The sequence below is a fragment of the Pseudomonas sp. CFBP 13719 genome, from assembly GCF_014842095.1.
Taxonomy (GTDB): Bacteria; Pseudomonadota; Gammaproteobacteria; order Pseudomonadales; family Pseudomonadaceae; genus Aquipseudomonas.
Genome location: NZ_JACYVB010000001.1, coordinates 642,690 through 657,516, shown reverse-complemented (window position 1 = coordinate 657,516; position 14,827 = coordinate 642,690). Strand labels below are relative to the sequence as shown.

At 61.4% G+C, this 14,827-nt stretch carries 16 protein-coding genes and 1 tRNA gene; 16 read left to right on the top strand and 1 reads right to left on the bottom strand.

Annotated elements, in window-relative coordinates:
* Nucleotides 1–67 precede the first annotated feature (67 nt).
* The 16 genes from aspS to nadA all read left to right on the top strand — a co-directional run bounded on the left by aspS (nucleotide 68) and on the right by nadA (nucleotide 13,567).
* Nucleotides 68–1,843 carry an aspartate--tRNA ligase gene (gene aspS, locus IFT57_RS03115; protein WP_192049881.1) on the top strand — a complete coding sequence of 592 codons (1,776 nt, stop codon included), beginning with the start codon at nucleotides 68–70 and terminating at the stop codon, nucleotides 1,841–1,843.
* 105 nt (nucleotides 1,844–1,948) lie between these two features.
* Nucleotides 1,949–2,695, top strand: a complete 747-nt coding sequence (locus IFT57_RS03110; protein WP_192150453.1) for a YebC/PmpR family DNA-binding transcriptional regulator — start codon at nucleotides 1,949–1,951, stop codon at nucleotides 2,693–2,695.
* A gap of 94 nt (nucleotides 2,696–2,789) precedes the next feature.
* Complete coding sequence (gene ruvC / locus IFT57_RS03105; protein WP_122479315.1) at nucleotides 2,790–3,314, top strand: crossover junction endodeoxyribonuclease RuvC; 525 nt, start codon at nucleotides 2,790–2,792, stop codon at nucleotides 3,312–3,314.
* 117 nt (nucleotides 3,315–3,431) lie between these two features.
* Nucleotides 3,432–4,040 carry a Holliday junction branch migration protein RuvA gene (ruvA, locus tag IFT57_RS03100; RefSeq protein ID WP_043187187.1) on the top strand — a complete coding sequence of 203 codons (609 nt, stop codon included), beginning with the start codon at nucleotides 3,432–3,434 and terminating at the stop codon, nucleotides 4,038–4,040.
* Nucleotides 4,041–5,096, top strand: coding sequence for a Holliday junction branch migration DNA helicase RuvB (gene ruvB, locus IFT57_RS03095; RefSeq protein ID WP_192150451.1), 1,056 nt, complete (start codon nucleotides 4,041–4,043; stop codon nucleotides 5,094–5,096).
* A gap of 140 nt (nucleotides 5,097–5,236) precedes the next feature.
* On the top strand, nucleotides 5,237–5,692 hold the full coding sequence (ybgC, locus tag IFT57_RS03090; RefSeq protein WP_192150449.1) for a tol-pal system-associated acyl-CoA thioesterase: 456 nt from the start codon (nucleotides 5,237–5,239) through the stop codon (nucleotides 5,690–5,692).
* Between the two features lie 2 nt (nucleotides 5,693–5,694).
* Nucleotides 5,695–6,390: a protein TolQ gene (gene tolQ, locus IFT57_RS03085; protein WP_122479311.1), complete on the top strand. Its 696-nt coding sequence runs from the start codon at nucleotides 5,695–5,697 to the stop codon at nucleotides 6,388–6,390.
* A 14-nt stretch (nucleotides 6,391–6,404) separates the two neighbouring features.
* On the top strand, nucleotides 6,405–6,860 hold the full coding sequence (tolR, locus tag IFT57_RS03080; protein ID WP_122479310.1) for a protein TolR: 456 nt from the start codon (nucleotides 6,405–6,407) through the stop codon (nucleotides 6,858–6,860).
* Complete coding sequence (tolA, locus tag IFT57_RS03075; protein ID WP_446731177.1) at nucleotides 6,860–7,957, top strand: cell envelope integrity protein TolA; 1,098 nt, start codon at nucleotides 6,860–6,862, stop codon at nucleotides 7,955–7,957. Before tolR ends, tolA begins: the two co-directional genes overlap by 1 nt.
* Nucleotides 7,958–8,004: 47 nt before the next feature.
* Nucleotides 8,005–9,258: a Tol-Pal system beta propeller repeat protein TolB gene (tolB, locus tag IFT57_RS03070; protein ID WP_197975749.1), complete on the top strand. Its 1,254-nt coding sequence runs from the start codon at nucleotides 8,005–8,007 to the stop codon at nucleotides 9,256–9,258.
* Nucleotides 9,259–9,310: 52 nt separating this feature from the next.
* A complete protein-coding gene (pal, locus tag IFT57_RS03065) occupies nucleotides 9,311–9,814 on the top strand; it encodes a peptidoglycan-associated lipoprotein Pal (protein WP_043187198.1) in 504 nt (167 codons plus the stop codon).
* Between the two features lie 6 nt (nucleotides 9,815–9,820).
* Complete coding sequence (gene ybgF, locus IFT57_RS03060; protein ID WP_122713291.1) at nucleotides 9,821–10,657, top strand: tol-pal system protein YbgF; 837 nt, start codon at nucleotides 9,821–9,823, stop codon at nucleotides 10,655–10,657.
* 162 nt (nucleotides 10,658–10,819) lie between these two features.
* Entirely contained in the window at nucleotides 10,820–11,467 is a 648-nt protein-coding gene (gene queE, locus IFT57_RS03055) for a 7-carboxy-7-deazaguanine synthase QueE (RefSeq protein WP_122713290.1), read from the top strand.
* Between the two features lies 1 nt (nucleotide 11,468).
* Entirely contained in the window at nucleotides 11,469–12,155 is a 687-nt protein-coding gene (gene queC / locus IFT57_RS03050; protein ID WP_192150447.1) for a 7-cyano-7-deazaguanine synthase QueC, read from the top strand.
* 60 nt (nucleotides 12,156–12,215) lie between these two features.
* A tRNA-Lys gene (locus tag IFT57_RS03045) sits at nucleotides 12,216–12,291 on the top strand.
* A 217-nt stretch (nucleotides 12,292–12,508) separates the two neighbouring features.
* Complete coding sequence (gene nadA, locus IFT57_RS03040) at nucleotides 12,509–13,567, top strand: quinolinate synthase NadA (RefSeq protein WP_192150443.1); 1,059 nt, start codon at nucleotides 12,509–12,511, stop codon at nucleotides 13,565–13,567.
* Here the strand turns inward: nadA and IFT57_RS03035 are convergent, their stop codons facing one another.
* Nucleotides 13,568–14,743, bottom strand: a complete 1,176-nt coding sequence (locus tag IFT57_RS03035) for an OpgC family protein (RefSeq protein ID WP_192150441.1) — start codon at nucleotides 14,741–14,743, stop codon at nucleotides 13,568–13,570. It abuts the gene before it with no gap.
* Between the last annotated feature and the right edge of the window lie 84 nt (nucleotides 14,744–14,827).

The window sequence follows — 14,827 nt, the reverse complement described above, 5'->3', positions numbered from 1 at the left end:
CCAGGGTGCCGCGTGTCAGCTACACGCCGTCATCGAATCATGAATTACGAGAAGTGAAACCACTACTATGATGCGCAGCCACTATTGCGGCCAACTGAACGAGACCCTGGAAGGTCAGGAAATCACCCTGTGCGGCTGGGTCCATCGCCGTCGCGACCATGGCGGGGTGATCTTCCTCGACATTCGGGATCGTGAAGGCATGGCCCAGGTGGTCTTCGACCCCGATCGCGCCGACAGCTTCGCCGCCGCCGATCGCGTGCGCAGCGAGTACGTGGTCAAGGTCACCGGCAAGGTCCGTGCGCGGCCCGCCGGCGCAGTCAATCCAAACATGGCGTCTGGCGCCATCGAAGTGCTGGGCTACGAGCTCGAAGTGCTGAACGAAGCCGAGACCCCGCCGTTTCCGCTCAACGAATACTCCGACGTGGGCGAGGAAACGCGCCTGCGCTACCGCTTCATCGACCTGCGCCGTCCCGAGATGGCCGAGAAACTGCGCCTGCGCTCGCGCATCACCACCAGCATTCGCCGCTATCTCGACGAAAACGGCTTCCTCGACGTCGAAACGCCGATCCTGACCCGTGCCACGCCTGAAGGCGCACGCGACTACCTGGTACCCAGCCGTACCCACCCCGGCAGCTTCTTCGCCCTGCCGCAGTCGCCGCAGCTGTTCAAGCAGTTGCTGATGGTGGCCGGTTTCGACCGTTACTACCAGATCGCCAAGTGCTTCCGCGATGAAGACCTGCGTGCCGATCGTCAGCCCGAGTTCACTCAGATCGACATCGAGACAAGTTTCCTCGACGAGAGCGAAATCATCGGCATCACCGAAACCATGGTGCGCAAGCTGTTCAAGGAAGTGCTGGACGTCGAGTTCGGCGATTTCCCGCACATGACCTTCGAAGAAGCCATGCGCCGCTACGGCTCGGACAAGCCCGACCTGCGCAACCCGATGGAACTGGTCGACGTCGCCGATCAGCTCAAGGACGTCGAGTTCAAGGTCTTCAGTGGCCCGGCCAACGATGCCAAGTGCCGCGTTGCAGCACTGCGCGTTCCGGGCGGGGCGAGCATGCCGCGCAAGCAGATCGACGACTACACCAAGTTCGTCGGCATCTACGGTGCCAAGGGCCTGGCCTACATCAAGGTCAACGAGCGCGCCAAGGGCGTCGAGGGCCTGCAGTCGCCGATCGTCAAGAACATCCCGGAAGCCAACCTCAATGTGATCCTCGATCGCGTTGGCGCGGTCGATGGCGACATCGTGTTCTTCGGCGCCGACAAGGCCAAGATCGTCAGCGAAGCACTGGGTGCACTGCGCATCAAGCTGGGCAACGATCTCGACTTGCTGACCTGCGAATGGGCACCGATGTGGGTCGTCGACTTCCCGATGTTCGAAGAGAACGACGACGGCAGCTTCAGCGCGCTGCACCATCCGTTCACCGCGCCCAAGTGCACGCCGGCCGAGCTGGAAGCCAATCCGGCCACTGCGCTGTCGCGCGCCTATGACATGGTGCTCAACGGTACCGAGCTGGGTGGCGGTTCGATCCGTATCCACCGCAAGGACATGCAACAGGCCGTGTTCCGCCTGCTCGGTATCGAGGCGGCGGAACAGGAAGAGAAGTTCGGCTTCCTGCTCGACGCGCTGAAATACGGTGCACCACCCCATGGTGGCCTGGCCTTCGGCCTGGACCGTCTGGTCATGCTGATGACCGGTGCGCAGTCGATTCGTGAAGTCATCGCCTTCCCGAAAACCCAGAGCGCCGCCGACGTCATGACCCAGGCCCCTGGCGTGGTCGATGCCAAGGCGCTGCGCGAATTGCACATTCGCCTGCGCGAACAGCCCAAGGCCGAGTAACTGCAGACAGGGCGCATCTTCGGATGCGCCCTTGCGTTGGGCGATGGAAAAACCTTGCCGGGGGCAGGGGTCGTTTGGGTAACACACAGAAATCGGAGTTGCGTTATGGCTGGTCATTCCAAGTGGGCGAACATCAAGCACCGCAAAGAGCGCCAGGATGCCAAGAGGGGCAAGATCTTCACCAAGTGGATTCGTGAGCTGACCGTGGCAGCCCGGCAGGGCGGTGGTGAGCCGGGGTCCAATCCGCGCTTGCGGCTGGCTCTGGACAAGGCGCTGAGCGCCAACATGAGCCGTGACATCATTGATCGCGCGATTGCGCGGGGCACCGGGGCGGCCGGCAGCGACGACGTGGTCGAGCTGAGCTACGAGGGCTACGGACCTGGTGGCGTCGCCGTGCTGGTCGAATGCATGACCGACAACCGCAACCGGACCGCTGCCGCCGTGCGCCATGCGTTCAGCAAATGCGGCGGCAATCTGGGTACCGATGGTTCGGTCGCGTATCTGTTCGAGCGCAAGGGTCAGTTGTCCTTCGCCCCGGGCGTCGATGAGGATGCATTGATGGAGGCGGCCATGGAGGCCGATGCCGACGACATCGTCACCCATGGCGACGGATCGATGGACGTGTTCACCTCGTTCGCCAGTTTCTACTCGGTGGGCAATGCGCTGCAGGCAGCCGGTTTCAGTGCCGATGAAGCGGAGATCGTCATGGCGCCGACGACCAGTGCCGAACTCGATGCGGAAGGTGCCGAGAAGGTACTGAAGCTGATCGACATGCTCGAGGACCTTGATGACGTGCAGAACGTCTATTCCAATGCCGAAATATCCGACGCCGTGATGGAGCAGCTTGGCTGATCGGCCAGCGTGTTTCATCGAAGCCATGCTTTACCAGTGTCGGCCTCTTCACGGGTAGATGGCGTCAGCCGTGTTTCTCACTACTGCAGGCTTTATGACATTAATTCTTGGAATCGACCCAGGCTCGCGCATCACCGGGTTTGGCGTCGTGCGTGAAACCGGCCGCGGGTGCGAATACGTGGCTTCGGGTTGTATTCGTACCGGCGGCGGACTGCTGCATGATCGTCTGCAGATCGTTTTTCGTGGGGTGCGTGAGGTGATCCAGACCTACGGTCCGGTGACCATGGGCATCGAGCGGGTGTTCATGGCCCGCAACGCCGACTCGGCCCTGAAACTGGGCCAGGCGCGTGGCGCTGCCATCGTCGCGGCGGCGGAGGAGGGGCTGGAGATCGCCGAGTACAGTGCCACTCAGGTCAAGCAGGCCATCGTCGGCACCGGCGCGGCCAACAAGGAACAGGTACAGATGATGGTCATGCACCTGCTCAAACTGACCCAGAAACCCCAGATCGATGCCTCCGACGCCCTGGCCATCGCACTCACCCACGCGCACACCCGATCCAGCCTCATGCCCCACGGCCTGAGCGCCGCCCGCAGTCGCGGTGGGCGTCTGCGCCTGTAGCGGCTTACATCGTTTCAAACTTTTTTGCTTGCAGCTCACCTCAGTCCTGTAATGATGGCCCTTGAACTGGCCCGCATGAACAGGGCGTGACTGCGCCTTCCGACAAAGGATTCATACGTGATTGGACGCCTGCGCGGTACCTTGGCTGAAAAGCAGCCGCCGCACCTGATTCTCGACGTCAACGGGCTGGGCTATGAGCTCGAAGTGCCGATGACCACGCTCTATCGCTTGCCGCCGGTCGGCGAAACCGTGACCCTGCACACCCATCTGGTGGTGCGCGAAGACGCTCAGTTACTCTATGGCTTCTATGAAAAGCGCGAGCGCGAGCTGTTCCGTGAGCTGATCCGCCTAAACGGCGTCGGCCCCAAACTGGCACTGGCACTGATGTCGGGGTTGGACGTCGATGAACTGGTGCGCTGCGTGCAGGCCCAGGACACCTCGGCGCTGGTGAAGATACCCGGCGTGGGCAAGAAGACCGCCGAGCGGCTTCTGGTCGAACTCAAGGATCGCTTCAAGGCCTGGCAGACCACGCCGAGCATGTTCGAGCTGGTGCCGAGCGGGCCGCAGGGGCCGGCACCGGTCAACAGCGCCGAAGCCGATGCCGTCAGTGCGCTCATCTCGCTGGGCTACAAGCCCCAGGAAGCCAGTCGCGCCGTGGCGGCCATCGACGCCAAGGGTCTGAGCAGCGAAGAATTGATCCGCCGCTCGTTGAAGGGAATGATCTAAGTGATCGAAGCCGACCGTCTGATCGCCGCCACCGGCCGCGATCGAGAAGAAGTACAGGACCGGGCCATCCGCCCGCTCAGCCTGGCCGACTACATTGGCCAGCCCACCGTGCGCGAGCAGATGGAGCTGTTCATCCAGGCCGCGCGCGGGCGCAGTGAATCCCTGGATCACACCTTGATCTTCGGCCCGCCCGGATTGGGCAAGACGACCCTGGCCAATATCATTGCCCAGGAAATGGGCGTGTCGATCAAGAGCACCTCGGGGCCGGTACTGGAACGGCCGGGCGATCTGGCTGCCTTGCTCACCAACCTGGAACCCCACGATGTGCTGTTCATCGACGAGATCCATCGGTTGTCGCCCATCGTCGAGGAAGTCCTGTATCCGGCCATGGAGGATTTCCAGCTCGACATCATGATCGGCGAAGGTCCTGCGGCACGTTCCATCAAGCTCGATCTGCCACCGTTCACCCTGGTTGGGGCCACCACCAGGGCGGGCATGCTGACCAATCCACTGCGCGACCGCTTCGGCATCGTCCAGCGCCTGGAGTTCTACAGCACCGCGGACCTGGCAACCATCGTCAGTCGCTCGGGCAATATCCTCAACCTGGAGATCGAAGACGAAGGTGCCTTCGAGATCGCCCGCCGCGCCCGCGGTACGCCGCGAATCGCCAATCGCCTGCTGCGCCGCGTGCGCGACTTCGCCCAGGTGCGTGGCAGAGGGCACATCACCAAGCCCATCGCCGACCTGGCGCTGAACATGCTCGACGTCGACGAGCGTGGCTTCGACCACCAGGATCGCCGGCTGCTGCTGACCATGATCGAGAAGTTCGACGGTGGCCCGGTGGGCGTCGACAGTCTTGCCGCAGCGATCAGCGAAGAGCGCCACACCATCGAGGACGTCCTGGAGCCTTACCTCATTCAGCAGGGCTACATCATGCGTACTCCGCGTGGCCGGGTCGTGACTCGCCACGCCTACCTGCATTTCGGTCTGAACATTCCCAACCGGCTGGGCGACATGCCGGGCAGCGATGCCATGTCCGAAGAAATCGACGCATGAAAGGCGCATCGCACGGCGACCTAATTCGGCTTTGCGTGGTCCTAGGGGCTGACGCAGCTTTTGCATGGGCTTTGCCTGCACACGCGACGAAAAAACAGTTGCCTGGGCGGATTGGCAACCTGAGGAGTAAGCACTAGAGTATGCGCGCGCAAAACGGGGTTCAGGCGTTCGCCCATCCGTGTCGGGTCTATTACGAAGACACCGATGCCGGCGGCGTCGTCTACTACGTCAATTACCTGAAATTCATGGAGCGGGCTCGTACCGAGCACCTGCGTGCGCTGGGTTTCGTCCAGTCGCAGCTGGCAGGTGAGAACCTGCTGTTCGTCGTGCATTCGGCAGAGGCGCGCTACCATGCGCCGGCGCGGTTGGACGACGAGCTGACGGTGACCGCCGAAATAACCGAATTGAATCGCGCCAGCCTGCGTTTCAAACAGCAGGTCTGGCGTGTGACGGATACAACGCTGCTCTGCGAAGGGCAGTTCATGGTGGCCTGTGTGCGCGCCGATAACTTCAGACCCCGGGCCATTCCCCCAGCCTTGCGTGCGGCCCTTGCCGACGCGGGCGGCCTGGGCAAACAATCCAATGCAGGAGATTAAGCGTGGAAGCTAACGTCGTCGACCATACCTCCATGTGGAGTTTGGTCAGCAATGCCAGTGTCGTGGTGCAGTTGGTAATGCTTATTCTGGTGGCCGCCTCGGTCACCTCGTGGGTCATGATCTTTCAGCGCAGCTCGATGCTGCGCGCCGGTCGTCGTGCCCTGGACAGCTTCGAGGAACGCTTCTGGTCGGGTATCGACCTATCCAAGCTGTACCGTCAGGCTGGCAGCAATCCCGACCCTGATTCGGGTGTCGAGCAGATTTTCCGTGCTGGCTTCAAGGAGTTTTCCCGCCTGCGCCAGCAGCAGGGCGTCGATCCCGATGCCGTGATGGAAGGCGTGGGCCGTGCCATGCGCGTGGCGATTTCCCGTGAGGAAGAGAAGCTCGAACAGGGTCTGCCATTCCTGGCAACCGTCGGTTCCACCAGCCCCTACGTGGGTCTGTTCGGTACCGTATGGGGCATCATGAACTCGTTCCGCGGCCTGGCATCGGCCCAACAGGCGACTCTGGCCACCGTTGCGCCAGGTATTGCCGAAGCACTGATTGCCACGGCCATCGGCCTGTTCGCAGCGATTCCGGCCGTCATCGCCTACAACCGTTTCGCTGCCCGCAGCGAAACCCTGATCAACCGTTACTACACGTTCGCTGACGAGTTCCAGGCCATCCTGCACCGTAAAGTGCACACCAGCGAAGAGTGAGCAGGGATAACCCAATGACTCGAGGTCGTCGCCCAAAACGCAAGCCGGTCGCCGAGATGAACGTGGTGCCCTACATCGACGTGATGTTGGTACTGCTGGTCATCTTCATGGTTACCGCTCCGATGATCAACCAAGGTGTGAAGGTCGATCTGCCCAAGGTTTCCAGCGAAGCGTTGCCGCAGGACAACAACACTCAGGTGCTCACCATTTCCATCAAGGCCGACAAGACCTACTACTGGAACGTCGGCAAGGAAGTAGACACTGAAAAGCAGCAGGACAAGGCCATGACGCTGGCGCAGATGACCCAGGCCGCCACCGCGATCATCAACCAGGGCAATGCCAGCGGCAAGAAGACCCAGGTCTTCATTCGCGGTGACAAGACCGTGGATTACGGGGCGGTCATGGGCGCCATGGGTGGTTTGCAGCAGGCAGGTGTCGGTAACGTTGGCTTGATTACCGAGGCCCCCTGATGCGAAAGCGAGAGCATTCAGCCTCGGAAAGCTTCTTCTGGCCCACGGTCTGGGCGGTAGCCCTGCACGTGCTGATCTTCGGGATGCTGTTCGTCAGTTTCGCCATGACGCCCGAACTGCCTGAAGCGCGACCCATCGTGCAGGCTACGCTCTATCAGCTCAAGTCCAAGAGCCAGGCCACTACCCAGACCAACCAGAAACTGGCAGGCGAGGCGAAGAAGTCTGCGGCGCGGCAGACCGAAGTCGAGCAGATGGAGACCAAGAAGCTGGAACAGGAAGCCATCAAGGCTGCGGAACAAAAGAAAGAGGAAACCGCTCAAAAGGCCGAAGCGGCGAAGAGGGCCGACGAAGCCAAGAAGGCCGATGCTGCCGCCAAGGCGGAAGCTGCCTCTGCAGCAGCCGCCAAGGCTGAGGCGGCCAAGGCCGAAGCTGCTGAAAAAGCTGCCGAAGCCAAGAAGAGCGAGCTGGCCGACATCGCCAAGAAGAAGGCCGAGCAGGAAGAGGCCAAGAAGGAAGCAGCCGAGGACGCCAAGAAGAAGGCTGCCGAGGACGCCAAGAAAAAGGCCGCCGAAGACGCCAAGAAGAAAGCCGAAGACGACGCCAAGAAGGCCACTGCGGCCGAGGACGCGAAGAAGAAAGCCGCCGAGGACGCGAAGAAGAAGGCTGCGGCCGATGCCGCGAAGAAGAAAGCTCAGGATGCAGCTCGCAAGGCGGCGGAGGACAAGAAGGCGCAGGCACTGGCCGATCTGCTTTCCGACAAGCCCGAACGCCAGCAGGCACTCGCCGACGAGCAGGGGGATGAAGTCGCAGGCAACTTCGACGATCTGATCCGCTCGCGAGCAGCCGAAGGGTGGGCGCGTCCGCCTTCGGCACGCAAGAACATGACCGTGGTATTGCAGATCAACATGTTGCCCGATGGCACCGTTACCAATGTCAGCGTTTCACGCTCCAGCGGCGATGGTCCCTTCGACAGTTCGGCGGTTGCCGCGGTCAAGAACATTGGCCGTTTAACGGAAATGCAGGGTTTGAAACCAGCTGACTTCAACCCCTATCGTTCCTTCAAGATGACATTTACACCTGAGGATCTTGCCTTGTGATTAACCTTCTTCGAGGACTGCTCGTCGTCCTTTGCTGCGCAGCCGGTATGGCCTCTGCGGACGAAAAGAACATTCTGGTCACCAGCGGTGCCGACCGGGCCACGCCGATTGCCGTCGTGCCGTTCGGTTTCCAGGGCGGCAGCGTATTGCCTGACAACATCGCCGAGATTGTCGGCAACGACCTGCGCAACTCGGGCTACTACGCACCCATTCCACCGCAGAACATGATCAGCCAGCCGTCCCAGGCCAGCGAAGTCATCTACCGCGACTGGCAGGCGCTGGGTGCCCAGTACGTCATGGTCGGCAGCATCACGCCGGCCGGTGGCCGCTTGCAGGTGCAATACGCGCTGCTCAACGTCAACACGCAGCAACAAGTGTTGACCGGCAGCGTTTCCGGCACCACCGACCAGCTGCGGGACATGGCTCACTTCATCTCCGACCAGTCGTTCGAGAAGCTGACCGGGATCAAGGGTGCGTTCTCCACGCGCATGCTCTACGTGACTGCCGAGCGGGCCGGCACCAACGCCACTCGCTACACCCTGCAGCGTTCGGACTACGACGGCGCACGTGCGGTGACCCTGTTGCAGTCGCGCGAGCCGATCCTGTCGCCGCGCTACTCGCCCAACGGCCGCAACATCGCCTATGTATCGTTCGAACAGCGCCGTCCGCGGATCTTCCTGCAGAACGTCGACACCGGTCGCCGCGAGCAGTTGACCAACTTCGAAGGCCTCAACGGCGCACCGGCGTTCTCGCCGGACGGCAATCGCCTGGCACTGGTGCTGTCCAAGGACGGCAACCCGGAGATCTACGTGATGAACCTGGCGTCGCGCGCGCTAACCCGCGTGACCAACAGCCCGGCCATCGACACCGAACCCTTCTGGGGCAAGGACGGTTCGACCCTGTACTTCACCTCGGACCGTGGCGGCAAGCCGCAGATCTACAAGACCAGCACATCCGGTGGCGCCAATGCCGAGCGTGTGACGTTCGTGGGCAACTACAATGCCAACCCGAAACTTTCGGCTGACGAAAAGACCCTTGTAATGATCCATCGGCAAGATGGTTTCACCAATTTCAAGGTGGCGGCGCAGGACCTGGAGCGCGGAAGCGTAAAGATCCTCACAGATTCAACTCTTGATGAGTCGCCTACTGTTGCGCCCAACGGCACCATGGTAATCTACGCCACCCGCCAGCAGGGCCGGGGAGTCTTGATGCTCGTGTCGCTAAACGGCCGCGTGAGGCTCCCGCTTCCTACCGCTCAAGGCGAAGTCAGAGAACCGTCCTGGTCCCCTTACCTGAACTGACGCGGCGTAATACGTTGTACTTAACACATTGGGGTTCATTAGGAGTTTCACGATGGAAATGCTGAAGTTTGGTAAGTTCGCTGCGCTGGCCCTGGCCTTGTCCGTAGCTGTAGGTTGCTCGTCCAAAGGCGGCGAAGATGCTGGTCAAGGCGGCGCTGCTGTCGACCCTAACGCTGGTTACGGCGCAAACACCGGTGCCGTTGACGGTTCCCTGAGCGAAGAAGCTGCTCTGCGCGCAATCACCACCTTCTACTTCGAATACGACAGCTCGGACCTGAAGCCAGAAGCCATGCGCGCTCTGGACGTTCATGCCAAGGACCTGAAAGCCAACGGCGCTCGCGTCGTCCTGGAAGGTAACACCGACGAGCGTGGTACTCGCGAGTACAACCTGGCACTGGGCGAGCGTCGTGCCAAGGCCGTTCAGCGTTACCTGGTACTGCAGGGCGTTTCGCCAGCTCAGCTGGAACTGGTTTCCTACGGTGAAGAGCGTCCAGTGGCTACTGGCAACGACGAGCAGTCGTGGGCTCAGAACCGTCGCGTCGAACTGCGTAAGTAATTCGTCATGCGAACGTGCCGTCGTGCTGTAACTGTTCTGGCTTTCGCCCTGCCTGTAATGGCTTGGGGCGCGGTGCCTGTGGTCGATAGCAACAACAATGGAGGCTACGGTAACAGTGGCGCCGTTGGTGGCAGCTATCCGCCCTCAGGTTACGGTACGAACGGCGCCTCGGCCGGGACAGTCGCGCAAGCGCCTGTCTCGGCTCAGGGCGAGCTGTTCATGCAACTGCAGCAAATGCAGGAAGACATCGCACGTCTGCGAGGTCAGGTCGAAGTCCAGCAGAACGATATCCAGCGCCTGAAACAGGAAGGGCTCGAGCGGTATCAGGAACTCGATCGTCGGATTGGCTCGGGGGTTGCACCTGCACCCGCTGCCCAACCGGATAATTCTTCAGCCAGCGGCGCCTCGAGCGGCGCTGGTGCTTCATCGGCTGCCGGCCAGTCGTCCGCAGGCGCCGAGCCTGGCGATCCGGCCAAGGAGAAGCTGTATTACGATGCAGCCTTCGACCTGATCAAGGCCAAGGATTTCGACAAGGCGAGCCAGGCCTTCGCCGCGTTCCTGCGCAAATACCCGAACAGCCAGTATGCGGGCAACGCCCAGTACTGGCTGGGCGAGGTCAACCTTGCCAAGGGTGACCTGCAGGGCGCAGGCCAGGCTTTCGCCAAGGTCAGCCAGCTCTATCCGAAGCACAACAAAGTGCCGGATTCGCTCTACAAGCTGGCCGACGTCGAGCGCCGCCTGGGCCACACTGACCGGGTCAAGGGCATTCTGCAGCAGGTAGTCACCCAATATCCGGGTACGTCCGCTGCGCAATTGGCGCAGAAAGACCTGCAAAGATTGTGAAGCTTGCCGTGTGATTCGAAGAAACCCGCGCCTGTCGCGGGTTTTTTCGTTAGAATTTGCCGCCATTTTATGAACACGCTTCCTGAGGCTACGCGATCGCGGGCCGCCTGAAGTGCCCAACGGAGGCGGTCAGCCTGTTTCGCTGTCACGCCCGTGGACCCTATGCAAGACACACTACGTATTACCGAAGTCTTCTACTCGTTGCAGGGTGAGACGCGGACCGCTGGCTTGCCCACGGTTTTCGTACGCCTGACCGGCTGCCCTTTGCGCTGCCAATATTGCGACAGCGCGTATGCGTTCAGCGGGGGAACCCAACGCACGCTCGATTCGATCATGGAACAGGTGGCCAGCTACAAGCCTCGCTATGTATGTGTTACCGGAGGTGAACCATTGGCTCAGCCCAATGCCATCCCGTTGATGCAGCGCCTTTGCGATGCCGGCTATGAAGTTTCCGTGGAAACCAGCGGCGCGCTCGACATCAGCGCAGTCGATACTCGGGTCAGTCGCGTGCTCGACCTGAAGACACCAGGTTCCCTCGAAGTCCATCGAAACCGTTACGAGAACATCGAGCTGCTGACCCGCAACGACCAGGTGAAGTTTGTCCTGTGCTCGCGCGAGGACTATGACTGGGCCGTTTCCAAGCTGATTCAGTACGGGCTGGACGGTCGTGCCGGCGAAGTGTTGTTCTCGCCGAGCAAGGATCAACTGCGCGCTACCGATCTGGCCGACTGGATCGTGGCCGACAACCTGCCGGTGCGCCTGCAGATGCAGCTGCACAAACTTCTTTGGAACGACGAACCGGGGCGCTGACATGAACCATACCCAACACGAGAAAAAGGCAGTCATTCTGCTTTCCGGCGGCCTGGATTCCGCCACTGTCGTGGCGATGGCCAAGTCCCAGGGCTACGCCTGCTATACCATGAGCTTCGACTATGGCCAGCGCCATCGGGCCGAGCTCGATGCCGCAGCACGCGTGGCTCAGGACCTGGGCGTGATACAGCACAAGGTCATAGGGCTCGACCTGGATGGCATGGGTGGCTCGGCACTGACCGACACCTCGATCGACGTTCCGGAAACCCTGGGTGAGGGTATTCCGGTCACCTACGTTCCAGCCCGCAACACGGTGTTTCTGTCATTGGCCCTGGGCTGGGCCGAGGTGCTCGAAGCGCGTGACATCTTCATCGGCGTCAATGCGGTGGACTATTCGGGCTATCCGGATTGTCGGCCCGAGTTCATCGAGGCCTTCGAGCGCCTGGCCAACCTCGCTACCAAGGCGGGTGTGGAGGGCAATGGCTTCACCATACAGGCGCCGCTGCAGAACATGAGTAAGGCCGATATCGTCAAGGCAGGCGTGGCGCTGGGTGTCGACTATGGCTTGACGGTATCGTGCTACCAGGCCGATGACCAAGGTCAGGCCTGTGGCAAGTGTGACAGCTGCCGCCTGCGCGCCGAAGGCTTCGCCACGGCAGGCGTGAGTGACCCCACGCGCTATTTTTGATTTATTTTCTGTAGGGTGTTGAATTACCGAAAGAATTCGGTATTATACGCCCCACGAAACGGGTCGTTAGCTCAGTTGGTAGAGCAGTTGGCTTTTAACCAATTGGTCGTAGGTTCGAATCCCACACGACCCACCATTTCGAAACCCGCAGCTTGCAAAGGCTGCGGGTTTTTTTATGCCCGCGATTCGGTGGTTGTGGCTGCACCGCCTATAAGGCTTTGCTAACGGCTGGTTTCTCTGTAGCCTGCGCCAGCCCTGAAAAACCTCACGAAAGCCAGGGCATATACTCCCAGGCCTTCGCCGGCCCGGCCTATACTCGACTTTCGCGCATCAGCGCCCGCAGGTCTTGCCCCATGACGCAGATATCCGAACGCCTTCTGGTCCAGGCTCACCTGGATGCCAAGCAGCCCCGGCCACTGACACCGGAACAGGAGGCCGACTACCGTGCCGCCATCGCCGCCGAGCTGAAGGCTCAGGACGCGGTTCTGGTTGCCCATTACTACTGCGATCCGGTGATCCAGGCATTGGCAGAGGAAACCGGTGGCTGTGTTTCCGATTCGCTGGAAATGGCGCGCTTTGGCAATCAGCACCCGGCGCGAACGGTGCTGGTGGCAGGCGTCAGGTTCATGGGTGAAACGGCAAAGATCCTCAACCCGGAAAAGCGGGTGCTCATGCCGACCCTGGAAGCGACCTGTTCGCTGGACCTGGGCTGTCCGGTGGATGCGTTCTCGGCATTCTGCGACCAGCATCCCGAACGCACCGTGGTGGTCTATGCCAATACCTCGGCTGCCGTGAAAGCACGTGCCGATTGGGTGGTGACCTCGAGTTGCGCGCTTGAGATCGTCGAAAGCCTTATGGACAACGGCGAGAAGATCATCTGGGCGCCCGACAAGCACCTGGGCAACTATATCCAGACCCACACTGGCGCGGACATGTTGATGTGGGACGGTGCCTGCATCGTTCACGAAGAGTTCAAGGCGCGGCAGTTGGCCGACATGCGTGCGCTGTATCCCGACGCGGCGATTCTGGTGCATCCCGAGTCGCCGGCCGAGGTGATCGCCCTGGCGGACGCCGTGGGTTCGACCAGTCAGTTGATTGCCGCTGCCCGCACCTTGCCGCAGCAGACCCTGATCGTAGCCACCGACCGCGGTATCTTCTACAAGATGCAGCAGGCCGTGCCCGACAAGACGCTGATCGAGGCCCCTACGGCCGGCAATGGTGCCGCCTGTCGCAGTTGTGCGCATTGCCCGTGGATGGCCATGAACACCCTGGAGCGCACCTTGCAGTGCCTGCGCGAGGGCAGCAACGAAATCACCGTGGATGCAGCGCTGATTCCCCAGGCCATCCGGCCGCTCAAGCGCATGCTGGACTTTACCCAGGCCGCGCGCCTGAAGCTGGCCGGCAACGCCTGATCAGAGGCCTTTGCCCAGCGCGACCACGGGCCGTTCGGACTTCGCCAGCTCGAGCTTCGGCAGCTCCGGGCGCGGACGGCCCAGTCGCTTGTTCAGTTCCAGCCATTCGGCCAGGGCCAGCATCAGGCCCGCGCCCACCAGCGCACTGGCGATCTGCATCGCGAGCTGGTCGTCGGCCAAGGCATTGGCCATGTCGGCCAACGGTGCCAGCACCACGCTGAGGCAGAAGACCTCGAGCGAATAACGTCCCATCAGCGCAACCTTGCGTGCCAGCAGATGATTCACCCACTCGCCCTGGGGTACCAGCTTGGCCACGCAGTAGGCCAGGGCCACGAAATGCAAAAGGCGTGACGGCGAGAGGTTGGTCTTGTCGATGGGGTAGAGCAGTTCGCCAAACCAGCCGGGTACCAGCGCCTCGTGCAGTACCGGCCAGCGCCAGCCCAGGGCGACCAGGGCGCTGAATGTCACCAGTGCAGCGCACGCGAGAAACAGCGGCTGGCGGCCCAACGGGCGAGCCGCCGCGACTGGCGCGCGAGCCGAATGCAGCGCCGTGGCGCCACCCAGCACGAACAGCATCTGCCAGGCCAGGGGATTGAAGTACCACAGGCCGTTGTCGTGAGCCGGAATGTTCCAGCCCAGCCACTGCACCGCCAGGTACAGCAGCAATGACAGACCGATGGCCTGCGTCGGTCGCTTGATCAGCAGTGGCAGGACGATCGGCAGGCCGAGCAGCAATACGATGTACAGCGGCAGAGGGTCCATCAGGTTGGGTTTGAAGCGCAGCAGCAGTTCGTCGACCATGGCCTGTTGCGGGTTGGAAATGAAATAGGTGAGGTTCATTTCCTGGATCATGTCGCGCGTTTCGACGTGATTGTTGGCGACGAAGATAATGCCCATCAGCACCGCCAGGAGGAAAATGTGCACCACGTACAACACCCAGGCGCGGCGCAGTATGCGTACGGTGGCGACCAGGTAGCCGTCGCGCAGCGCGATCTTGCCGTAGGCCAGCACGGCCGCATAGCCGGCGAGGAACACGAACACTTCTGCGGCGTCGCTGAATCCGAAGTTGCGCAGCGTGAAGTTGGCCAAGGGGTTTTGCGGTATGTGATCCCAAAAAATGAAGATCAACGCCAAACCCCGATAGAAATCGATCCGATGGTCTCGATCGTTAGTCATGGCGACAGGCTCTTGCGAAAAGAAAGGATGTAGTAGGGAGTGAACGCCGGGGTTGCGGTTCCGCGTCGGCGGCCATTATCGATC